General features: G+C 69.3%; 17 protein-coding genes, 2 pseudogenes and 1 riboswitch. Of the genes and pseudogenes, 7 read left to right on the top strand and 12 right to left on the bottom strand.

Going from position 1 to position 19,763, the window contains the following annotated elements; all coding sequences use genetic code 11:
• The first annotated feature begins 12 nt into the window (after positions 1-12).
• Positions 13-1,497 carry an NADH-quinone oxidoreductase subunit NuoN gene (nuoN, locus tag ASC98_RS10225; RefSeq protein ID WP_056808106.1) on the top strand — a complete coding sequence of 495 codons (1,485 nt, stop codon included), beginning with the start codon at positions 13-15 and terminating at the stop codon, positions 1,495-1,497.
• A gap of 170 nt (positions 1,498-1,667) precedes the next feature.
• Positions 1,668-2,129, top strand: a complete 462-nt coding sequence (locus ASC98_RS10220; RefSeq protein ID WP_056807915.1) for a DUF1178 family protein — start codon at positions 1,668-1,670, stop codon at positions 2,127-2,129.
• A 512-nt stretch (positions 2,130-2,641) separates the two neighbouring features.
• Here ASC98_RS10220 and ASC98_RS10215 read toward each other — a convergent pair.
• Together ASC98_RS10215 and ASC98_RS10210 are read right to left on the bottom strand one after the other, a co-directional pair.
• The gene (locus ASC98_RS10215) at positions 2,642-4,048 is read right to left on the bottom strand and encodes an FAD-binding oxidoreductase (RefSeq protein WP_056807913.1); all 1,407 of its coding nucleotides are present in this window, start codon (positions 4,046-4,048) and stop codon (positions 2,642-2,644) included.
• Positions 4,045-4,473, bottom strand: coding sequence for a DUF2069 domain-containing protein (locus ASC98_RS10210; RefSeq protein WP_082542333.1), 429 nt, complete (start codon positions 4,471-4,473; stop codon positions 4,045-4,047). Before ASC98_RS10210 ends, ASC98_RS10215 begins: the two co-directional genes overlap by 4 nt.
• 20 nt (positions 4,474-4,493) lie before the next feature.
• Here ASC98_RS10210 and ASC98_RS10205 point away from each other — a divergent pair, with 20 nt between their 5' ends.
• On the top strand, positions 4,494-5,750 hold the full coding sequence (locus ASC98_RS10205) for a YihY family inner membrane protein (RefSeq protein WP_082542355.1): 1,257 nt from the start codon (positions 4,494-4,496) through the stop codon (positions 5,748-5,750).
• 18 nt (positions 5,751-5,768) lie between these two features.
• Here the strand turns inward: ASC98_RS10205 and ASC98_RS10200 are convergent, their stop codons facing one another.
• Genes ASC98_RS10200 through ASC98_RS10185 form a run of 4 tightly spaced genes read right to left on the bottom strand, consistent with a single transcriptional unit; the run spans position 5,769 to position 9,508 of the window.
• Complete coding sequence (locus ASC98_RS10200) at positions 5,769-7,022, bottom strand: GGDEF domain-containing protein (protein WP_056807907.1); 1,254 nt, start codon at positions 7,020-7,022, stop codon at positions 5,769-5,771.
• 25 nt (positions 7,023-7,047) lie between these two features.
• Positions 7,048-7,386: an Mpo1-like protein gene (locus ASC98_RS10195; protein WP_056807906.1), complete on the bottom strand. Its 339-nt coding sequence runs from the start codon at positions 7,384-7,386 to the stop codon at positions 7,048-7,050.
• On the bottom strand, positions 7,383-8,204 hold the full coding sequence (locus tag ASC98_RS10190; RefSeq protein WP_056807904.1) for an alpha/beta fold hydrolase: 822 nt from the start codon (positions 8,202-8,204) through the stop codon (positions 7,383-7,385). Before ASC98_RS10190 ends, ASC98_RS10195 begins: the two co-directional genes overlap by 4 nt.
• Complete coding sequence (locus ASC98_RS10185) at positions 8,201-9,508, bottom strand: O-acetylhomoserine aminocarboxypropyltransferase (protein WP_056819925.1); 1,308 nt, start codon at positions 9,506-9,508, stop codon at positions 8,201-8,203. The genes ASC98_RS10190 and ASC98_RS10185 overlap by 4 nt, the downstream gene beginning before the upstream one ends.
• A gap of 103 nt (positions 9,509-9,611) precedes the next feature.
• Between ASC98_RS10185 and ASC98_RS10180 the strand changes: the two genes are divergently transcribed.
• Positions 9,612-10,070, top strand: coding sequence for a CBS domain-containing protein (locus tag ASC98_RS10180; protein ID WP_056807901.1), 459 nt, complete (start codon positions 9,612-9,614; stop codon positions 10,068-10,070).
• A gap of 63 nt (positions 10,071-10,133) precedes the next feature.
• Here ASC98_RS10180 and ASC98_RS32335 read toward each other — a convergent pair.
• The 4 genes and pseudogenes from ASC98_RS32335 to ASC98_RS10170 form a co-directional block, all read right to left on the bottom strand.
• A pseudogene (locus ASC98_RS32335) lies at positions 10,134-10,369 on the bottom strand (porin); the annotation flags it as partial.
• A 1-nt stretch (position 10,370) separates the two neighbouring features.
• Positions 10,371-10,526 (bottom strand): hypothetical protein (locus ASC98_RS32330; protein ID WP_369821161.1); only part of this gene is annotated, 156 nt, incomplete at its 3' end.
• A 59-nt stretch (positions 10,527-10,585) separates the two neighbouring features.
• A pseudogene (locus tag ASC98_RS32325) lies at positions 10,586-10,774 on the bottom strand (hypothetical protein); the annotation flags it as partial.
• Positions 10,755-11,738 carry a porin gene (locus ASC98_RS10170; RefSeq protein ID WP_056819920.1) on the bottom strand — a complete coding sequence of 328 codons (984 nt, stop codon included), beginning with the start codon at positions 11,736-11,738 and terminating at the stop codon, positions 10,755-10,757. The pseudogene ASC98_RS32325 and the gene ASC98_RS10170, both read right to left, overlap by 20 nt.
• Before the next feature lie 288 nt (positions 11,739-12,026).
• Between ASC98_RS10170 and aroC the strand changes: the two genes are divergently transcribed.
• From aroC to ASC98_RS10155, 3 genes are all read left to right on the top strand, one after another.
• Positions 12,027-13,112 (top strand): chorismate synthase, encoded by a 1,086-nt coding sequence (gene aroC / locus ASC98_RS10165; protein ID WP_056807896.1) that lies wholly within the window; start codon positions 12,027-12,029, stop codon positions 13,110-13,112.
• 219 nt (positions 13,113-13,331) lie between these two features.
• A complete protein-coding gene (locus tag ASC98_RS10160) occupies positions 13,332-14,483 on the top strand; it encodes an efflux RND transporter periplasmic adaptor subunit (RefSeq protein ID WP_056807894.1) in 1,152 nt (383 codons plus the stop codon).
• Between the two features lie 15 nt (positions 14,484-14,498).
• The gene (locus ASC98_RS10155; protein WP_056807892.1) at positions 14,499-17,693 is read left to right on the top strand and encodes an efflux RND transporter permease subunit; all 3,195 of its coding nucleotides are present in this window, start codon (positions 14,499-14,501) and stop codon (positions 17,691-17,693) included.
• Here ASC98_RS10155 and ASC98_RS10150 read toward each other — a convergent pair whose 3' ends face one another.
• Complete coding sequence (locus ASC98_RS10150; protein WP_056807890.1) at positions 17,694-18,263, bottom strand: TMEM165/GDT1 family protein; 570 nt, start codon at positions 18,261-18,263, stop codon at positions 17,694-17,696.
• 63 nt (positions 18,264-18,326) lie between these two features.
• Positions 18,327-18,457: riboswitch (yybP-ykoY riboswitch) on the bottom strand.
• Between the two features lie 39 nt (positions 18,458-18,496).
• Entirely contained in the window at positions 18,497-19,729 is a 1,233-nt protein-coding gene (locus ASC98_RS10145) for a polyhydroxyalkanoate depolymerase (protein ID WP_056807888.1), read from the bottom strand.
• Positions 19,730-19,763 lie beyond the last annotated feature (34 nt).

Genomic DNA, 19,763 nt, shown 5'->3' with positions numbered 1-19,763 from the left:
GCGGCGGCAATGATGATCAAAGACATGAACTGGCTGGCCGTCTACCCGGAACTGGTGCTGCTCGCGATGGCCTGCGTGGTCGCGATGGTCGACCTGTGGGTCACCGACCCGAAGCGCACGCCGACCTACTGGCTGACGCAGGCGACGCTCGCCGTGGTCGGCGTCATGCACCTGCTGTACTTCGACGCCGGCTTCACCGTCTACGGCATGCAGCGCATGATGGTGACCGACCCGCTCGGCCACCTGCTGGGCTTCTTTGCGGCGCTGGCGGTGATGGTGACGCTGGTCTACGCGCGGCCGTACGCCGAGAGCCGCGAGATGCTGAAGGGCGAGCTGTTCACGCTGTCGCTGTTCTCGCTGCTCGGCATCTCGGTGATGCTGGCGGCCAACAACTTCCTGGTGATCTACCTCGGCCTGGAGCTGATGTCGCTGTCGCTGTATGCGCTGACCGCGATGCGCCGCGACCATGCGCAGTCGACCGAAGCCGCGATGAAGTACTTCGTGCTCGGCGCGCTGGCCAGCGGCTTCCTGCTGTACGGCCTGTCGATGATGTACGGCGCGACCGGCTCGCTCGACATCCCGAAGGTGTTCAACGCGATCGCGACCGGCCAGCTGAACCCGACCGTGCTGGCGCTGGGCCTGGTGTTCATCGTCGCCGGCCTCGCGTTCAAGCTCGGCGCGGTGCCGTTCCACATGTGGCTGCCCGACGTCTACCACGGCGCGCCGACGGCGGTCACGCTGCTGATCGCCGGCGCGCCGAAGCTCGCGGCCTTCGCGATGACCTTCCGGCTGCTGGTCGAGGGCCTGTCGGGCGTGGCCGGCGACTGGCAGCAGATGATGATGGTGCTGGCGATCGCGTCGATGTTCCTCGGCAACCTGGCCGCCATCGCGCAGAGCAACCTGAAGCGGATGCTGGCGTACTCGACGATCGCGCAGATGGGCTTCATGCTGCTCGGTTTCACGACCACCGTGATCACCGGCAACACGCTGTCGGCGTCGAACGGCTACAGCTCGGCGCTGTTCTACATGGTGACCTACGTCTTCACGACGCTCGGCACCTTCGGCGTCGTGATGCTGCTGTCGCGCCAGGGGTTCGAGTCGGAGAACATCGACGACCTGAAGGGCCTGGCCAAGCGCAACCCGTGGTACGCCGGCGTGATGGCGATCTTCATGTTCTCGCTGGCCGGCATCCCGCCGACGGTGGGTTTCTACGCCAAGCTCGCGGTGCTGCAGGCGCTGATCACGACCAACGTCACCTTCTACATCGTCGTCGCGGTGCTGGCGGTGTTGCTGTCGCTGGTGGGCGCGTTCTACTACCTGCGCCTGGTGAAGGTGATGTACTTCGAAGACCCGGTCGACACGCAGCCGATCGTCGCCGCGAGCGATGTGCGGCTGGTGCTGTCGCTGAACGGCGCGGCGGTGCTGGTCTTCGGCATCCTGCCGGGCGGCCTGATGGCGTTGTGCTCGCAGGCGATCCTGAAGGCGCTGTCGACCTGAATTGACCCACCCCCGAGGCGCTGCGCGCCTCCCCCTCAAGGGGGCGCCCCCAGTGGCCCGGCGGAGCCGGTTCCACGGGGGCCGCTGGATCGTTGCGGAATTGGCGTGCTCTTCGACGGGGCATCGCTCGATCGGCCCCGCGGGCGGCCGCGTCTGCTGATAATGCGCGCATGAAAGTGCTCAACCTGTGCTGCGCGCAAGACCATCGCTTCGAAGGCTGGTTCGGCTCGGAAGCCGATTTCCAGTCGCAGTTCGATGGCGGGCTGGTCGAATGCCCGTTGTGCGGTGACAAGACCGTCGCCCGGCTGCCGAGCGCACCGCGCCTGAACGTGTCGGGCGCTCGCGAGCCGAAGGCCGCGGCACCCGCGCCGGCCGAGCCGGCGCTGCCGGCCACGCCGGAGGCGATCACGATGCAGGCGATGTGGCTGAAGGCGGTGCAGCACGTGATGGCGAACACCGACGATGTCGGCGAGCGCTTTGCCGAAGAGGCGCGCCGCATGCACTACGGTGAAGCCGAGGAGCGCGCCATCCGGGGGCGCGCGAGCCGCGAAGATGCCCAGGCACTGGCCGATGAGGGCATCGAGGTGATGCCGCTGCCGTTGCCGGCCGCCGCGAAGGGGCGGCTCCAGTAGAGCTTGCATGGTTCTGCGCGCGCAAAGGCGCGGGCGGGGGGTGTGGGGCGCGCCGGACGAGGCGGTCATCATCCCTGGCGGGATGCTGACTCCCCTCCGCTGCGCAGTTTGATGGCCCGTCGCCGAAACTCCCTCCACTCACTTCGTTCGTTGTGGTCAAACAGTCGGCGACAGTCAGTCCACGATCGCGCTGCGCGCGGGGCCATCAAACTGCGCAGCTCCGGCGCCCCGTCCTGATTGGCGCTCCCCACACCCCCCGCCCGCGCCTTTGCCGAAGCGGTGGCTTGATGCGCACAAAACACGCATGGCGCSCYCGGGTGCAACCCGGGGATCAACCTTCACTTGTTCGCTTGTCACCTTCCCAAGGCAGGGCGGTGGCAGAAGGCGCGTGGGGGGAGGCTGTGGCGCGCCAATAGGGAGGGCAGTCTTCGGCCCCCAAGGGGGCCGAGGACCGCCCCCGACGGCGCGCCACAGCCTCCCCCCACGCGCCTTCCGCACCAGCAATGCCGGCCCTACACGACCCTGCCGGGATTCATCAGGCCGTCCGGATCCAGCGCCTGCTTGATGCTGCGCATCAACGCGAGCGCCACCGGCGACTTGCGCACGGCAAGCTCGTCGCGCTTCAAGGCCCCGATCCCGTGCTCGGCCGAGATCGACCCACCGCACGCCCCCACCGCGTCGTACACGATCGTGTTGACCTCGGCCTCGTGCTGCTGCAGGAACTGCTTCGCATCGCCCCCTTCGGGCGCCTGCACGTTGTAGTGCAGGTTGCCGTCGCCCAGGTGGCCGAAGTTGACCAGCCGCACGCCCGGCAGCGCCGCGCGCAGCGCCGCATCGGTGGCGGCAACGAAGTCGACGATGCGCGACACCGGCAGCGAGATGTCGTGCTTGATGTTCAGTCCTTCCTCCGACTGCGCCAGCGGAATCGACTCGCGCAGATGCCACAAGCCGTTCGACTGCTCGATGCTCTCGGCCACCGCGGCGTCGGTGATCAGGCCTTGCTCCAGCGCGCTTTCCAGCAGGCCTTCGAACAGCGCCCGCGCATGTTCCTCGCCCTCGGTGTCGGACTGCTCCAGCAGCACCGTCCACGGCGACGGCGGCAGCGGCTGGCGCAGCTGCGGGTAGTGGCGCCGCACCAGGCCGAGCGCGAACTCGCCCATCACCTCGAAACCGGTCAGACCCGCGCCGAGCCGCGCCTGCGCCAGCTGCAGCAGCGCGACGGCGGCCGGCAGCGAAGGCAGCGCGGCCAGCGCCGTCAGCGTGGCGGCGGGCTGCGGGTACAGCTTCAGCGTGGCCGCGGTGATGATGCCGAGCGTGCCCTCGCTGCCGATGAACAGATCGCGCAGGTCGTAGCCGGTGTTGTCCTTGCGCAGGCCCGACAGCCCGTGCCACACCTCGCCCTGCGCGGTGACGACTTCCAGCCCCAGGCACAGCTCGCGCGCATTGCCGTAGCGCAGCACCTGCGTGCCGCCGGCATTGGTCGCCAGGTTGCCGCCGATCGTGCAGCTGCCTTCGGCCGCGAGGCTCAGCGGGAACAGCAGCCCGTCGGCCGCGGCCGCTTCCTGCACCGACTGCAGCACGCAGCCGGCTTCGACCGTCATCGTCAGGTTGGCCGCATCGATGCCGCGCACGCGGTCCATGCGCGACAGCGTCAGCAGCACCTGGCTGCCGCTGTCGTCCGGCACGCCGCCGCCGACCAGCCCGGTGTTGCCGCCCTGCGGCACGACCGCAGTGCCGTGCCGCGCGCACGCGGCCACCACCCGGGCGACCTCGTCGGTCGAGCCTGGTCGCACGACGGCCAGGGCCTTGCCGCGGTAGCGCTTGCGCCAGTCCTGTTCGTAGCCGGCCAGGTCGCCGTCGGTCAGCACGTTGGCCGGGCCGACGATCGCGCGCAGCGCTTCGAGCAGCAGCGGCTTCATGCGGCCCCCCCGGGGCGGCTCGCATGCCCGAGCCGCCAGCGCACCTGCAGCCCGCAGGCGGCGAACAGCAGCACGCACAGCAGCACCTCGATGAGCCCGAGGCTCGCGCCGAGCCCGCGGTCGCTGCCGGCGCGCACCACGCCTTCGGTGAAATACAGCCACACCAGCAGGCTGACCCAGCGGTAGGTGTACAGGCGGTGGCGCAGCAGGCCGGCCAGCGCAAAGACCAGCGGCAGCACCTTCAGCGCAAGCCAGGTGCCCCCCGGCCGCAGCGGCGCGAGCCACAGTTCCCAGGCCACGCCGAGCACGATCAGGCCGGCGACGCTGCCGACAGCGAGCGCGCGGGTCCACAGCACGACGGGGGGTGGGGCGGCCGCCACGGAAGGGGCGGCAGAAGAGTCGGAAGGGGCAGGGGGCGCAGTCATCGCTGGCTATGATGCCATCGATGAATCTTCCGACCTCCGCCGAAGCCCATGCCTTGAAGCAGACATGGCGGGAGCAGTTGTCGCGCCTGGTGCAGACGCTGCAGACCTGGCCGTGGCTCGAGACGCTGATCACGCTGCGCCAGCGCTTCCGCGAAGACCGCCTCGGGCTGACGGCCAGCAGCCTGACCTTCACGACGCTGATTTCGCTGGTACCGCTGGTCACCGTGATGCTGGCGGTGTTCACCGCATTCCCGATGTTCTCGAGCTTCCAGGATGCGCTGCAGAAATACTTCCTGCAGAGCCTGGTGCCCGATGCGATCGCGAAGCCGGTGCTGGGCGCGCTGACGCAGTTCGCGAGCAAGGCGAACCGGCTCGGCACGTTCGGCCTGGTGGTGCTGGTGTTCACCGCGCTCGCGCTGATGCTGACGATCGACCGCACGCTGAACGCGATCTGGCGCGTGCCGAAGCCGCGGCCGATCGCGCAGCGCGTGCTGGTGTACTGGGCCGCCGTCACGCTCGGGCCGCTGCTGCTGGGGGTCAGCCTGTCGCTCACGTCGTATGCGATCTCGGCCTCGCGCGGGGTCGTCGGCGTGATGCCGGGCGGCGTCAGCTTCCTGCTGAACGTGCTCGAGTTCGCGCTGCTGTCGGCGGCGATGGCCGGGCTGTTCCACTACGTGCCGAACACGCTGGTGCGCTGGCGGCATGCGGCGGCCGGCGGAGTGTTCGTCGCGGCCGGCTTCGAGGTCGCGAAGAAGGGGCTGGCCTGGTACCTGAGCTCGGTGCCGACCTACACCACGCTGTATGGCGCGTTCGCGACGGTGCCGATCCTGCTGATCTGGATCTACCTCGGCTGGGTCATCGTGCTGCTGGGCGCGGTGGTCGCGGCCTATGCGCCAAGCCTGCAGATGCGCGTGATCCGCCGGCCGTCGACGCCGGGCTACCTGTTCCAGCTGGCGGTCGGCATGCTGCGCGAGCTGGCGCAGGCGCGCGCGCTCAGCACGCACGGCATCAGCGCGGCCCAGCTGTCGGAGACGCTGCGCACCGACCCGCTGCAGATCGAGCCGCTGCTCGACACGCTGGTCGCGATCGACTGGGTCGGCCGGCTCGATGAAGACGGCAACGCGCGCTACGTGCTGCTGTGCGATCCGGCGACCACGTCGGCGCAGCCGCTGATCGCGCAGGTGCTGCTCGACCCGACACCGACGCTGCGCGGCTTCTGGCACCGGGCGCATTTCGGCAACATGGTGTTGAAGGACGTGATCGCGGGCGACCCGTAGCCCCGATGGGCATCCGGATTACGAGGTGCAGTGCAGCACGCAGTGCTTGCCGCGGCGCTTCGCGCAGTACATCGCATCGTCCGCCAGCTGCAGCAGCCGCTGCGGGTTCTGCGCATCGCCGGGCGCCAGCGCATAGCCGATGCTCGCGCTGATGCCGTGCCGGTCGACCCCGGCCACCGCCGACAGCATGTGCAGCGCGAGTGCATGCGCGCCGGCGGCGTCGCGCACCGGCGCCAGCACCAGGAACTCGTCGCCGCCGAAGCGGCCCACCGCGTCCTCGGCACGCACCGAGGCCTGCAGCGCGCGCGCCACCGCCACCAGCAGCTCGTCGCCGACGCGGTGCCCGAGCCGGTCGTTGACCGCCTTGAAGCCGTCGAGGTCGACGAAGAACAGCGCCACCGGCAGCTGCGCCGCGTCGAGCAGCGCTGCCTCGATGCGATCCATCATCGTGCGCCGGCTCAGCACGTCGGTCAGCGCGTCGCGCTCGACGCTGCGTTTCAGCTGCTGCTGCGTGATCGTCAGCTCGTGCACGTCGACCGTCACGGTGTAGACGCCGATCACCTCGCCGCAGGCGTCGAAGTCGGGCACGTAGCTGGTGCGCATCCAGCGCTGGCCGAGCGTCGCCAGGTCGACCATGCGGGCGTACTGCACCGTGTGCCCGGCCAGCGCCTGCACGAAGTACGGCTCGTGCTCGGCCCAGCGCTTGGAGCCGCGCACGTCGCCGATCGGCCGGCCCAGCAGCTGCTTCGGCTGCTGGCCGGTCGCTTCCACATAGGCCTTGTTGACGAAGCGCAGCACGAAGTCGCGGTCGACATACGTCAGCGGGAACGGGATGTTCTCGGTGAAGCGGTCCAGCCGCTGGCGCGCGGCGACCAGCGCCTCGCGTTCCAGCACGTCCTGGTGGATGTCGATCGCGATCGTGAAGATGCCGTCGACGCGGCCGGTCGGGTCGAGGTGCGGCAGCACCTGGATGCGCGCCCAGCGGCCGGCGTGGCAGCCGTGCTTCAGCCGTCGCTCGTAGTTGACGGTGCGGCCCTGCGCCGCCTCGGCGAACGCCGGGCTCGCACGTTCCCAGGCGTCATCGCCGTACAGCTCGGCCAGCGTGTGGCCCAGCAGGTCTTCGCGGCTGCGCTGCGCCCAGCTGAGGTAGGGCTGGTTGCAGAACACCAGCCGGTGTTCCAGGTCCCAGCGGCCGATCGGCAGGTCGATCGCATCGATCAGCCGTTCGATGTGCGCGAGCTGTTCGAGGACCGGCAGGTCTTTGGCGTCCATCGGCGAAGTCCTGTTGACGACTTCCTCAGAAGGGGATCTTGCCGACCCAGATGTCCTTGTACATGACCCAGTCGCCCATGAAGCTGTACAGCGGGCGCTTGAACGAGGCCGGCCGGTTCTTCTCGAACACGAAGTGCCCGACCCACGCGAAGCCGTAGCCGCACAGCAGCGCATACAGGAAGTACAGCGGCTGGCCGCGCACCAATCCGGTCACGAGGCACAGCAGCGACAGGCTGGAGCCGATGAAATGCAGCCGGCGGCAGGTGCGGTTCGAATGCTCGCCGAGGTAATACGGATAGAACTCGGCGAAGCTCTTCAGCGACTTGATCGACGCGGGATCGGGATGAACGGTACTGCTGTTCATGGGGCTTCCTCCGGAATGAAGGCCTGGATCGCATTCAACACGGCGTCGGGCACCTCTCCCATCAGGGAATGCCCGGCCGGCAACTGCAGAACCTTCGCATGCAACGCCTGGGCCAGCGTGGCGCTCGCCTTCGGTGGCGTCATCTGGTCGTGCGCGCCGACGATCATCAGGCTGGCGCAACGCACGCGGGCGGCCGCTTCCAGCCCACCGGCGTACTGGTTGCACACCCGGAAGTCCTGGTGGAACAGGTTGCCGTGCCCCGCAGCGGTGTGCTGCGCCTGCAACCGGCGCATCAGCGCACGGTTCACGCCATGCAGCGAGAAGCCAGGCGCCGGGGCCGACGGCTTCGCGGCATGGCCGGCATGTGAAAACGAATTCACCATGTCGATCGCCTTCAGCGGCTCGTTCAGCGAGGTGGACAACAGCGTGTCGGACACCTTCATCGGGTAGGCCGGGCCGAGCAGCACCAGCCCGGTCGCGTGCTCGCCGAGCCGGGCCGCGGCCTCCAGCGCGATCAGCGAGCCCATGCTGTGGCCGACGAACGCCGCGCGCTCGATGCCGGCCGCGACCAGTAGCGCGAGCAGCCAGTCGGCACAGGCCTCGACGCTGGCCGGTGCCGGGCCGTCGCTGCGGCCGTGGCCCGGCAGGTCGGGCGCCAGCACCGCACGCCGGTGGTGCGCCAGGTAGCGCGTCTGCAGCCCCCAGACGCTGTGGTCGTGCATCGCGCCGTGCACGAACACCAGCGCCGGCAGCGTGGCATCCAGCGGCTTGCCGCCGGTGTAGACGAAGGCCGCGCGGCCCTGCACGTCGAGCTTCATGCGCCGCCCCCCGCCTTCTGCGCGGCCCGCAGCGCACGCGACAGGTCGTCGATCAGGTCGTCGGCGTCTTCCAGCCCGATCGACAGCCGGATCGTGCCCTGCGTGATGCCGGCCTGCGCGAGCGCGGCATCGTCCATCCGGAAGTGCGTGGTGGTCGCCGGGTGGATCACCAGCGAGCGGCAGTCGCCGACGTTGGCCAGGTGCGAGAACACCTTCAGCGCCTCGATGAAGGCGCGGCCCTGCGCGCGCTGGCCCTTCAGGTCGAAGCTGAACACCGAGCTGCTGCCGCGCGGCAGCAGGCGCTGCGCGAGTTCATGGTCCGGGTGGGTCGGCAGGTCGGGGTGGCCGACGCGCGCGACCATCGGGTGAGCGGCCAGGAACGCCACCACCTTGCGGGCGTTCGCGATGTGCCGCTCCATCCGCAGCGACAAGGTCTCGACGCCCTGCAGGATCAGCCAGGCGGTGTGCGGGCTCATGCAGGCGCCGAAGTCGCGCAGCCCCTCGCGGCGGGCGCGCAGCAGGAAGGCGCCGACGGTGCTTTCCTCGCTGAACACCATGCCGTGGAAGCCGTCGTAGGGGCGGGTCAGTTCCGGAAACCGACCGGAGGCTTCCCAGTCGAACTGCCCGCCGTCGACCAGCACGCCGCCGATCACCGTGCCGTGGCCGCTGAGGAACTTGGTGGCCGAGTGGTAGACGAGGTCGGCCCCATGGTCGAACGGGCGGATCAGCCACGGCGAGGTCAGCGTCGAGTCGACCAGCAGCGGCAGCCCGTGCCCGTGCGCGATCGCGCTGACGGTGGGGATGTCGAGCACGTCCAGCCCGGGGTTGCCGACGGTCTCGCCGAACAGCAGCCGGGTCGTCGGCCGGATCGCGGCGCGCCAGCCGTCGATGTCGCCGGGGCGCACGAACGTGGTCGCTATGCCGAAGCGCGCCAGCGTGTAGTGCAGCAGGTTGTGCGAGCCGCCGTACAGCGCGCTGCTCGCGACGATGTGCGAACCCGCCCCGGCCAGCGTGCAGATCGCCAGGTGCAGGGCCGCCTGGCCGCTGGCGGTCGCGATCGCGCCGGCGCCGCCTTCCAGCGCCGCGACGCGTTCCTCGAGCACCGCGGTGGTCGGGTTCGAGATGCGGCTGTAGACGTGGCCGGAGCGCTCCATGTTGAACAGCGCCGCGGCATGGTCGCTGCTCTCGAAGACGAAGCTGGTGCTCAGGTGGATCGGCACCGCGCGGGCACCGGTGGCGGGGTCGGGGCCGGCGCCCGCATGCAGCGCGAGCGTGTCGAAGCCGGGGTCGGATGGGCCGGGCATGCAGTCTCCTCGGGGCCGGGCGGCACCTGATGGGTGTCGCCGGGGATGTTGTTGCGGGGCATTGTGGGCTATATTGCCTCGACACATTCCCAAGGAGGACCCCATGAAAGTCGCAGACATCCTGCGTGTCAAGGGCGGCACGCTGTTCACTGTGTCGCCGGATCAGCCGCTGGCGCATGCCGTGCGGACCATGGCCGAGCGCGACATCGGGTCCCTGGTGGTGATGGAGCACGGCGACCTGGCCGGCATGCTGACCTTCCGCGAGGTCATCCTGGCCATCGTCGGCAACGGCGGCACGGTCGGCACGACCATCGTGCGCACCGTGATGGACGACCATCCGCTCACCTGCACGCCCGAGACCGAGATCGACGAAGTTCGCCGCATGATGCTCGAGCGCCACGCCCGCTACATGCCGGTGATGACGCAGCGCACGCTGATGGGCGTGATCTCGTTCTACGACGTCGCGAAGGCGGTGGTCGACAGCCAGGACTTCGAGAACCGGATGCTGAAGGCCTACATCCGCGACTGGCCGGTCGAAGACCAGGTGCCAGCGCAGAACTAGAACTGAACGCCGAACGAAAAAAAGCCGCTCTTTCGAGCGGCTTTTTGCTGGTCAACTGCGAGATCAGAAGCTGTGGCGGATGCCGGCGGTGAACTCGGTGATGTTGCGGTCGTYGGCAGTCGTCAGGCCGGCCGGGACGGCGCTGGCCCAGCGGTCGGCGTAGCCGTCGCCTTCGTTCTTGAAGCGGGTCACCGCGCTGTACAGCGCCGTGCGCTTSGACAGGTCGTACWGGTAGCCGACGCCGAAGGCTTGCGTCTTGCCTTCGTTGACGTTCTTGGCCTTGTTCTGCACGTACTGCGNGTCACCGCGCTGTACAGCGCCGTGCGCTTSGACAGGTCGTACWGGTAGCCGACGCCGAAGGCTTGCGTCTTGCCTTCGTTGACGTTCTTGGCCTTGTTCTGCACGTACTGCGCGCGCACCAGGTTCTGGCCGAAGCGGTAGTCGCCGCCGACCCAGAAGCCCTGGCCGTCAGCGTCCACCGCGCTGCGGTCGTTGACCGCGATCACGCCGGCGGTGCCGTGCCAGTCGCCRTASGTGTAGCCGACCGCGCCCGAGGTGGTGCGCACGTCCTGCGAAGTCAGGTCCTGCTTGTCGTCGACGAACGAGACCATCGCGTCGAAGCCGTAGCCGCTGTAGCGGGCGTAGACGTCGGCGACGCGCTGCTCGTTGGTCGAGCCGGTGGTCTCACCGAAGCCCCACAGGGCACCGGCCTTGAAGCCGGCGAAGGTCGGCGACTCGTACTTGACCGAGGACGCCGAAGGCTTGCGTCTTGCCTTCGTTGACGTTCTTGGCCTTGTTCTGCACGTACTGCGCGCGCACCAGGTTCTGGCCGAAGCGGTAGTCGCCGCCTACCCAGAAGCCCTGGCCGTCGGCATCGACCGCGCTGCGGTCGTTGACCGCGATCACGCCGGCGGTGCCGTGCCAGTCGCCGTAGGTGTAGCCGACCGCGCCCGAGGTGGTGCGCACGTCCTGCGAAGTCAGGTCCTGCTTGTCGTCGACGAACGAGACCATCGCATCGAAGCCGTAGCCGTTGTAGCGGGCATAGACGTCGGCGACGCGCTGCTCGTTGGTCGAGCCGGTGGTCTCACCGAAGCCCCACAGGGCACCGGCCTTGAAGCCGGCGAAGGTCGGCGACTCGTACTTGACCGAGTTGTTGACGCGGGCCGGGCCGCCGTTGCCGGTGGCGCTGTAGGTGGTGCCGCCGCGCACCGGCTCATAGCCGCCGAAGCCACCGATCACCGCCGTGCTCGCGCCGGTGGAGACGTTCGAGAACTCGCTGAAGTCGCTCGACAGGTTGTAGATGCTGCCGTACTGACGGCCCAGGGTCAGCGTGCCGAGCGAGGCGGAGCCGATGCCCACGTACGACTGGCGACCCCAGAAGGCGTTCTGCCCGTTGGTGCCGTCGTCGATGTTGATGCCGCTTTCGAGCACGGCGAGGGCGCGCAGCCCGCCGCCGAGGTCTTCAGTGACACGCAGGCCGAAGCGCGAGCCCTGCAGGCCGCCCGACTGCACGCGGCTCAGGTTGGCCGCGCCGTTGGCGATCTGCACGTAGGCGTCGGCGACGCCGTACAGCGTCACGTTGGTGGTGGATTGTTGTGCGTCTTGCGCGTTGGCGGCTGCCGAAGCGGCCAGTGCGACCGCGGTGACGGCAAAGGTGGTGAACTTCATTCGAATCTTCTCCGATCAGTAGACAGACCCCTTGTCCCACAGGCACACGTCACACACCGACCGCGTGGCAGGCACCGACCGGTGCTGCGTCTTGGGGTCGAATGCTAGGGTTGTCCCTGATCGGGAAAAACCTCCGATACGGCAAGTCGGCATTGCTGAATGAGCAACGATTCTCCCCTTGAAGCCTCGCCGTGCGTTCCAAAGGGGACGAACCCTTAAACTTCAAGGCCGTCCTCGCATCACGATGTGTCGGCGGCCCGTCTCCCGTTTCTCGTCCAGAAGGCCTCCATGTCCGGCAGCACCCTCGGCACCCTGTTCCGCGTTACCAACTTCGGCGAGTCGCACGGCCCGGCCATCGGGTGCGTGATCGACGGCTGCCCGCCGGGGATGGAGCTCAGCGAGGCCGACATCCAGCCCGAGCTCGACCGCCGCCGCCCGGGCACCTCGCGCCACGTGACGCAGCGCAACGAGCCGGACGCGGTCGAGATCCTCTCCGGCGTCTACGAGGGCAAGACCACCGGCACGCCGATCTGCCTGCTGATCCGCAACACCGACCAGCGCAGCAAGGACTACGGCAACATCCTGCAGACCTTCCGCCCCGGCCACGCCGACTACACCTACTGGCACAAGTACGGCATCCGCGACCCGCGCGGCGGCGGGCGTTCGTCGGCCCGCCTGACCGCGCCGATGGTCGGCGCCGGCGCGGTGGCGCGCAAATGGCTGAAGGCGCAGTACGGCACCACGTTCCGCGGCTGGATGACGCAGCTCGGCGAGCTGGAGATTCCGTTCGAAGGCCACCAGCACATTCCCGACAACCCGTTCTTCGCGGCCAATGCGTCGAAGATCGCCGAACTCGAGGCCTACATGGACGCGCTGCGCAAGTCCGGCGATTCGGTCGGCGCACGCATCCGCGTCGAAGCGACGCAGGTGCCGGTCGGCCTCGGCGAGCCGCTGTTCGACAAGCTCGATGCCGACATCGCCTACGCGATGATGGGCATCAACGCGGTCAAGGGCGTCGAGATCGGCGCCGGCTTCGCCAGCGTCGCGCAGCGCGGCACGCAGCATGGCGACGAACTGACGCCGCAGGGCTTCCGCAGCAACAACGCCGGCGGCGTGCTGGGCGGCATCAGCACCGGCCAGGACATCACGGTCAGCATCGCGATCAAGCCGACCAGCTCGATCCACAGCCCGCGCGATTCGATCGACCTGCAGGGGCAGCCGACCGTCGTGCAGACCCATGGGCGCCACGACCCGTGCGTCGGCATCCGCGCCACGCCGATCGCCGAGGCGATGCTGGCGCTGGTGCTGATGGACCACGCGCTGCGGCACCGCGCGCAGTGCGGCGACGTGCGGGTCGACACGCCGAAGATCTGAGGCGTCGCCGGCGGCCACGAAGTTCCGCCGGTTCGTCGTACGGGTTCACTGCTCAGGCCCCTCAATCTGCAGTCTGTCGCACGCCGTGTCAGACGGGTGGGGGCCGAACCTACACTCCCGCCCATGAACACAGCACACAACGATCACGGCGCCGCCCCACACGGGCTGCAGCCGGTGGACGGAGGATCATCATCGCGGACCTCCCGGCGCAGACTCTGGGTGGGCGGCGCGATCGGCGCGGTGGCCGTCGTCGGCCTCGCGCTCGCGGTGGTGCCCGGGCTCAGCAACGGCTCGAAGGCGGCTGCCGCGAAGAAGGACGCGGCGCCGGTCGCGCTCGAGTTCGTCGCCGCCGAGATCGTGCAGCCGAAGCAGCTCGCGATGCCGCTGGTGGTGGAGTTCTCCGGCCCGCTGGTCGCGCCGCGCACCGCGGTGATCCGTGCCAAGGCGACCGGCACGCTGCTGGAGCTGAAGGTGGCCGAAGGCAGCCGCGTGAAGGCCGGCCAGCTGCTCGGCGACATCGACCTGGCCGACCTGCAGAGCCGCGTCGCCGACCGCTCCGCCGCGGTCGAATCCGCACAGGCCGCGCTGATCGAGGCCGAACGCACGCATGCCGCCAACGTCGGCCTGTCGGCGCAGAACTTCATCTCGTCGACCGCGCTGCAGTCGTCGCAGGCCCGGCTCGACGCGGCACGCGCGCAGCTCAAGTCGGCGCAGGCGCAGCTCGCGACCTCGCGCGTCGGCGTCAAGGAAGCCGCGCTGGTCGCGCCGATCTCCGGCATCGTCGGCAAGCGCCATGTGGTGCCCGGCGAGAAGGTCAGTGCCGAGCAGCAGCTGCTGACGGTGGTCGACCTGTCGACGCTCGAGCTGGCCGGCACCGTCGGCACGCACGAGGTGTCGCTGCTGAAGCCCGGCCAGCCGGTGCAGGTGCAGGTCGAAGGCCAGGGCAAGCCGGTGCCGGGCCGCATCGATCGCATCGCCCCGGCCGCCGAGGCCGGCACGCGTGCGATCGGCGTGGTGGTGGTGATGGACAACCGCCAGGAGCTGTTCCGCGCCGGCCAGTATGCGCAGGCCCATGTGGTGCTGCCGGACGACACGACGCGCCTGACGCTGCCCATCAGCGCGGTCGGCCAGGCCTCGGGGCAGGATTTCGTCTGGACGCTCGAGAAGGACGCGCTGGTGCGCCGCATCGTGATCACCGGCCGCAAGGACGCCGCGAGCGACCGCATCGAGGTCAGCAAGGGCCTCGCGGCCGATGCCCAGGTGCTCGGCGCGCGCTTCGACAACCTGCGCGAAGGCCAGCCGGCGAAGATCGTCACGCAGCGCACGGCGCCGAAGGCCGCCAGCGCCGCGGCCTCCGCCGTCCGTTCCTGAACCCCGGAGACCGCCATGTGGTTCACCCGCGTCTCCATCAACAACCCCGTCTTCGCGACGATGATCATGGCCGCGCTGTGCGTGCTCGGCCTGTTCTCGTACAGCCAGCTGCGCGTCGAGCGCCTGCCCGACATCTCGCCGCCGATCGTGTTCGTCAGCGTCGCCTACCCGGGCGCCTCGCCCGATGCGATCGAGACCGAGCTGACGCGCCCGATCGAGCTGGCGCTGAACGGCATCGCCGGCGTGAAGATGATCCGCTCGAACAGCTTCGAGGGCCGCAGCGAGACGGTCGTCGAGTTCCAGCTCAGCGCCGACATGACGCGCGCGGTGCAGGACGTGCGCGACAAGGTCGCGGCGGTGCAGCCGGCGTTTCCGCGCGACGCGAAGACGCCGTTCGTCTCGCGCTTCGACGGCGACAACGCGCAGCCCACCGTCTACCTGTCGCTGCTGGCGCCTGACCGCAGCGCGCGCGAACTCTCGCTGCTGGCCGACAAGGTCGTGCGCAAGCGGCTGGAGCGCTCGGCCGGTGTCGCGCGCGTCGACGTCGGCGGCATGACGGTGCGCCAGGTGCGCATCGACCTCGACCCGCAGCGCCTGCGCGCCTACCAGCTGACGCCGGCCGATGTGTCGGCCGCGCTGCAGCGCGCCAACGCCGACATGCCGGTCGGACTGCTGAGCAGCTCGAAGGAGGACGCGATCGTGCGCGTCGAAGGCAAGGTGCGCGACGCCAAGGCGTTTGCCGAGGTGGTCATCGCGTCGCGCAACAACATGGTGGTGCGGCTGGCCGACCTCGGCGAGCTGGTCGAGCGCGAGCGCGAGCCCGATTCGCTGTCGCGCGTCGACGGCGTGCCGGCGATCTCGTTCCAGGTCTACAAGCAGCAGGACGCCAACATCGTCGAGACCGGCGCCTCCATCAAGGAGGCCGCCGAGGAGCTGCGCAAGAGCCTGCCGCCGGGTGTCGAGCTGCGGCTGGTGTATGCCGACAGCGACTGGGTCGAGCGCAGCCTGAGCGGCGTCAAGCACACGCTGGTCGAAGGCGCGCTGCTGACGATCGCGATCGTCTTCCTGTTCCTGCACAGCTGGCGCAGCACGGTGATCACCGGGCTCACGCTGCCGATCGCGGTGATCTCGTCGTTCATCGCGGTGTACGCGTTCGGCTTCACGCTGAACTTCATGACGATGATGGCGTTGAGCCTGTGCATCGGGCTGCTGATCGACGATGCGATCGTGGTGCGCGAGAACATCGTGCGCCACGTGCACATGGGCAAGAGCCACGTGCAGGCCGCGCGCGACGGCACCGAGGAGATCGGCCTGGCGGTGATGGCCACCACCTTCGCGATCTGCGCGGTGTTCGTGCCGGTGGCCTTCATGAAGGGGATCATCGGCAAGTTCTTCTTCCCGTTCGGCGTCACGGTGGCGGTCGCCGTGCTGGTGTCGCTGTTCGTCAGCTTCACGCTCGACCCGATGCTGTCCAGCATCTGGCGCGACCCGCCGACCCACCGCCTCGCGAAGCTGCCGGTGCTCGGCCACCTGATGCGCTGGACCGACCGCGGCATGGACGTGCTGCACGTCGTCTACGAGCGCACGATCCGCTGGGTGTTCTCGGGCCGGCGCTACCGCGTGTTCGTGCCGCCGATCCCGGCGTACGGGCGCCCGTTCGATGCGTCGGGCCGGCGCGACCGATCGCAGCCGCGCCGCCTGCGCCTGGCGACGCTGACGCCGCGCGGCGTGGTCGGCTGGGGCGCGGTCGGCAGCTTCGTGCTGGCGATCGCGCTGTCGACGCAGATCGGCAGCGAGTTCATTCCCGACGCAGACAACAGCTACATCCAGCTGAACGTGACGCTGCCGGTGGGCACCAGCCTGCAGCGCGCGAGCGCGAAGCTGGCGCAGGTCGAGCAGGTGATCGGCGGCATGAGCGAGGTGCGCCTGACGTCGACGACGATCGGCGACACCGGCAACGGCAGCCGCAACTCGGCCACGCTGAGCATCCAGCTGGTGAAGCCGCACGAGCGCAAGCGCAAGCAGAACGAGGTCGAGGCGGCGATGCGCGAGGCGCTGAAGCCGATCCCCGGCATCGAGATCACGGTTGGCCAGCAGCCGATCTACGTCGCGCTGCTCGGACCCGATCCGCAGGTGCTGGAGACCGAGGTGCAGCGCCTGGCCGACAAGGTCGCCAAGGTGAAGGGCATCGCCGACCTGACGACCTCGGTGAAGCCCGGCCTGCCGGCCTATGCGGTGCGGCTGAAGCCCGATGCGGTGCGCGAGCTGGGCCTGACCACCAGCCAGCTGGCGGCCAGCCTGCGCAGCTATGTGAACGGCGATGTCGCGACCTGGTGGACCTCGCCCGACGGCGAGCAGGTCGACGTGGAGCTGCGGCTGCCGCAGGCCTCGCGCGAGAACATCGCGCAGCTCGACAACCTGCCGGTGGCGTATGCGAAGGACGGCACGCCGATCGCGCTGTCGCGCGTGGCCGACATCGTGCCGGTGGTGAACCCGCTGGTGATCAAGCGGCAGGACCTGCAGCGCCGCCAGGCCATCTACGCCGGCACGCAGGGCCGCCCGAGCGGCGACGTGGGCGCCGACGTGCAGAAGATCGTCAAGGAGACGCAGCTGCCGCCGGGCTACCGCTTCGACGTCGGCGGGCAGACCAAGGACCAGGCCGAGGCGCTGTCGGGCATCCTGATGGCGCTGGTGGCCGCGGTGATCTTCATCTACATCGTGCTGGCCTCGCAGTTCGGCAGCTTCCTGCAGCCGGTGGCGATCATGGTGTCGCTGCCGCTGGCGTTGCTGGGCGTGATGATCGCGCTGTGGGTGACCCGCTCGACGCTGAACCTGTTCTCGATGATCGGGCTGGTGATGCTGATGGGGCTGGTGACGAAGAACGCGATCCTGCTGGTCGACTTCGCGAACCACGGCCGCAAGGCGGGGCTCGGCATGGCCGACGCGCTGCTGCAGGCCGGGCTGGTGCGGATGCGCCCGATCATCATGACGACGGCGGCGATGGTGTTCGGCATGCTGCCGCTGGCGCTTGCGCTCGACGAGGGCGGCGAGATCCAGGCCTCGATGGGGCGGGCGATCATCGGCGGGGTGATCACGTCGACGCTGCTGACGCTGATCGTCGTGCCGGTCGTCTACTCGTACCTGGTGCGCGAGCGCAAGCCGGCGGAGGTGCGTGACGAGGTGGCGCTCGGCGATCTCGTGGCGAAGTGATCAGAACAGCCGACCGACGTTGAACAAGGTCAGCAGCCCCAGCACCGCGAAGATCGCCGCCGCGATGCCGTGCACCAGCCCGATCGGCAGCTTCGTCGCGGCCTGGTGCCCCAGCAACACGGCCGGCACGTTGGCCAGCATCATCCCGAGCGTCGTGCCGGCCACCACCGCGGTCAGGTCGGCATAGCGCGCGGCCAGTGCCACGGTCGCGATCTGCGTCTTGTCGCCCATCTCGGCGATGAAGAACGCGATCGCCGTGGTGCCGAACACGCCGAAGCGCTGCGGCGTGGCCTCGTCGTCATCGATCTTGTCCGGGATCAGCATCCACGCCGCCATCGCGATGAACGACCCGCCGATGAGCCAGCGCAGCGGGCCCGGCCCGAGCCACCCCGCGATCGCGGTGCCGACCGCACCGGCCAGCGCGTGGTTCACCAGCGTCGCGACCAGGATGCCGAGGATGATCGGCACCGGGCGCCGGAACTTCGCGGCCAGCAGCAGCGCGAGCAGTTGGGTCTTGTCGCCGATTTCACCGAGCGCGACGGCACCGGTCGAGACGAGGAAGGCTTCCATGAGGGGAGAGTTTTCCGGGGCCGGTGGACGCAATGACCGCGCCGCGACCCCGGCCCTTCCGGAGGCAGCACGGTCATCGGTCTTGCCAGGCGGGCGACGTGGTCGCTGCTGCCTGCGCCATGGCCGGTGGGCCAAGTGTGTTGACGCAAGCCCCTGCAGGTGCTGCAGGGCGGCTACTCCCCAATGACGGGTGAAGGCGGCATTCTAGCCGTGCCCACTCTCTCGAAGGCCGGCTAGCGCGAGACCTGGATCACGTCGCGCACGATCGGGTAGATGTGGTTCTGCCAGCGCCGGCCGCTGAAGACGCCGTAGTGGCCGACGCCGGCCTGCACGTAGTGCGTGCGCATGTACGGTCGCAGCCCGCTGCACAGGTCCTGCGCGGCGAGCGTCTGGCCGGGCGCGCAGATGTCGTCGCGCTCGCCTTCGACCGTCAGCAGCGCGGTGCGGCGGATCGCGGCCGGATTCACCGGCCGCCCGCGGAACGTCAGCTGCCCGAGCGGCAGCGCGTACTCCTGGAACACCAGCCGCACCGTCTCGAGGTAGAACTCGGCCGGCAGGTCGGCGACCGCGAAGTACTCCTCGTAGAAGTGGCGCGTCGCGGCGGCCTGCTTGCGCTGGTCTTCGTCCGGCTCCGGGTGCGCCAGGTTCTCGTAGTAGGTCTTGAAGGCGTTGATGTGCCGCTCCTTGTTCATGCTCATGAACGCGGTCAGCTGCACGAAGCCCGGGTAGACACGGCGGCCGGCGCCGGGGTAGCGCCACGGCACGGTGCCGATCAGGTTCTTCTCGAACCAGGCGATGTCCTGCGTCGTCGCGAGCTTGTTGACCTCGGTCGGGCTGATGCGGCAGTCGATCGGCCCGGCCATCAGCGTCAGGCTCAGCGGCGTGGCCGGGTGACGGTCTTCCGACATCACCGCGACGGCGCTCAGCGCGCTCACGCAAGGCTGGCAGATCGCCATCAGGTGCGCGCCCTCGCCGATGGTCGCGAGGAAGTCGATCAGGTGCTGCGTGTACTCGTCGAGCCCGAACGGGCCGGCCGCCAGCGGCATCTCGCGGCCGTTGTGCCAGTCGGTGATGTAGACGTCGTGGTCGGCGAGCATCGTGCGCACGGTGTCGCGCAGCAGCGTCGCGAAATGGCCCGACATCGGCGCGACGATGAGCACCCGTGGCTGTGTTGCGGCGGTGTCCTTGCGGAAGTGCAGCAGCGTCGCGAACGGCGTGACCTGCGCGGCCACCTCGGTGACGGCCACCGGCTCGCCGGCGACGAGCACGCTGTCGATGCCGAACGCCGGCCGGTGGTGCGTCACCTGTGCCAGGCCCATCAGCTCGCAGGCGGCCGCGAGCTTGCGGTTGGGGGCCCAGGCCGCCCAGCCGAAGCTCGGGTCCTGCAGCATCGGCAGCGCGGTGCGCGCCAGCGTCTGCAGCGGCCACATCATGTCGGCATGGGCCTGGTAAGCCTGGTACATCATGGGTTCTCCTGCGCGCGGTGGCGCGCACCGCAGA

Origin of the sequence: Rhizobacter sp. Root1238 (assembly GCF_001425825.1) — a bacterium.
Lineage (GTDB): Bacteria > Pseudomonadota > Gammaproteobacteria > Burkholderiales > Burkholderiaceae_C > Rhizobacter.
This window is presented reverse-complemented; position numbering and strand designations above follow the sequence as displayed.

Coding starts and splice junctions, on each gene's coding strand:
- nuoN (WP_056808106.1), top strand. CDS start 13: ATGATCAAAGACATGAACTGGCTGGCCGTCTACCCGGAACTGGTGCTG.
- ASC98_RS10220 (WP_056807915.1), top strand. CDS start 1,668: ATGAAAGTGCTCAACCTGTGCTGCGCGCAAGACCATCGCTTCGAAGGC.
- ASC98_RS10215 (WP_056807913.1), bottom strand. CDS start 4,048: ATGAAGCCGCTGCTGCTCGAAGCGCTGCGCGCGATCGTCGGCCCGGCC.
- ASC98_RS10210 (WP_082542333.1), bottom strand. CDS start 4,473: ATGACTGCGCCCCCTGCCCCTTCCGACTCTTCTGCCGCCCCTTCCGTG.
- ASC98_RS10205 (WP_082542355.1), top strand. CDS start 4,494: ATGAATCTTCCGACCTCCGCCGAAGCCCATGCCTTGAAGCAGACATGG.
- ASC98_RS10200 (WP_056807907.1), bottom strand. CDS start 7,022: ATGGACGCCAAAGACCTGCCGGTCCTCGAACAGCTCGCGCACATCGAA.
- ASC98_RS10195 (WP_056807906.1), bottom strand. CDS start 7,386: ATGAACAGCAGTACCGTTCATCCCGATCCCGCGTCGATCAAGTCGCTG.
- ASC98_RS10190 (WP_056807904.1), bottom strand. CDS start 8,204: ATGAAGCTCGACGTGCAGGGCCGCGCGGCCTTCGTCTACACCGGCGGC.
- ASC98_RS10185 (WP_056819925.1), bottom strand. CDS start 9,508: ATGCCCGGCCCATCCGACCCCGGCTTCGACACGCTCGCGCTGCATGCG.
- ASC98_RS10180 (WP_056807901.1), top strand. CDS start 9,612: ATGAAAGTCGCAGACATCCTGCGTGTCAAGGGCGGCACGCTGTTCACT.
- ASC98_RS10170 (WP_056819920.1), bottom strand. CDS start 11,738: ATGAAGTTCACCACCTTTGCCGTCACCGCGGTCGCACTGGCCGCTTCG.
- aroC (WP_056807896.1), top strand. CDS start 12,027: ATGTCCGGCAGCACCCTCGGCACCCTGTTCCGCGTTACCAACTTCGGC.
- ASC98_RS10155 (WP_056807892.1), top strand. CDS start 14,499: ATGTGGTTCACCCGCGTCTCCATCAACAACCCCGTCTTCGCGACGATG.
- ASC98_RS10150 (WP_056807890.1), bottom strand. CDS start 18,263: ATGGAAGCCTTCCTCGTCTCGACCGGTGCCGTCGCGCTCGGTGAAATC.
- ASC98_RS10145 (WP_056807888.1), bottom strand. CDS start 19,729: ATGATGTACCAGGCTTACCAGGCCCATGCCGACATGATGTGGCCGCTG.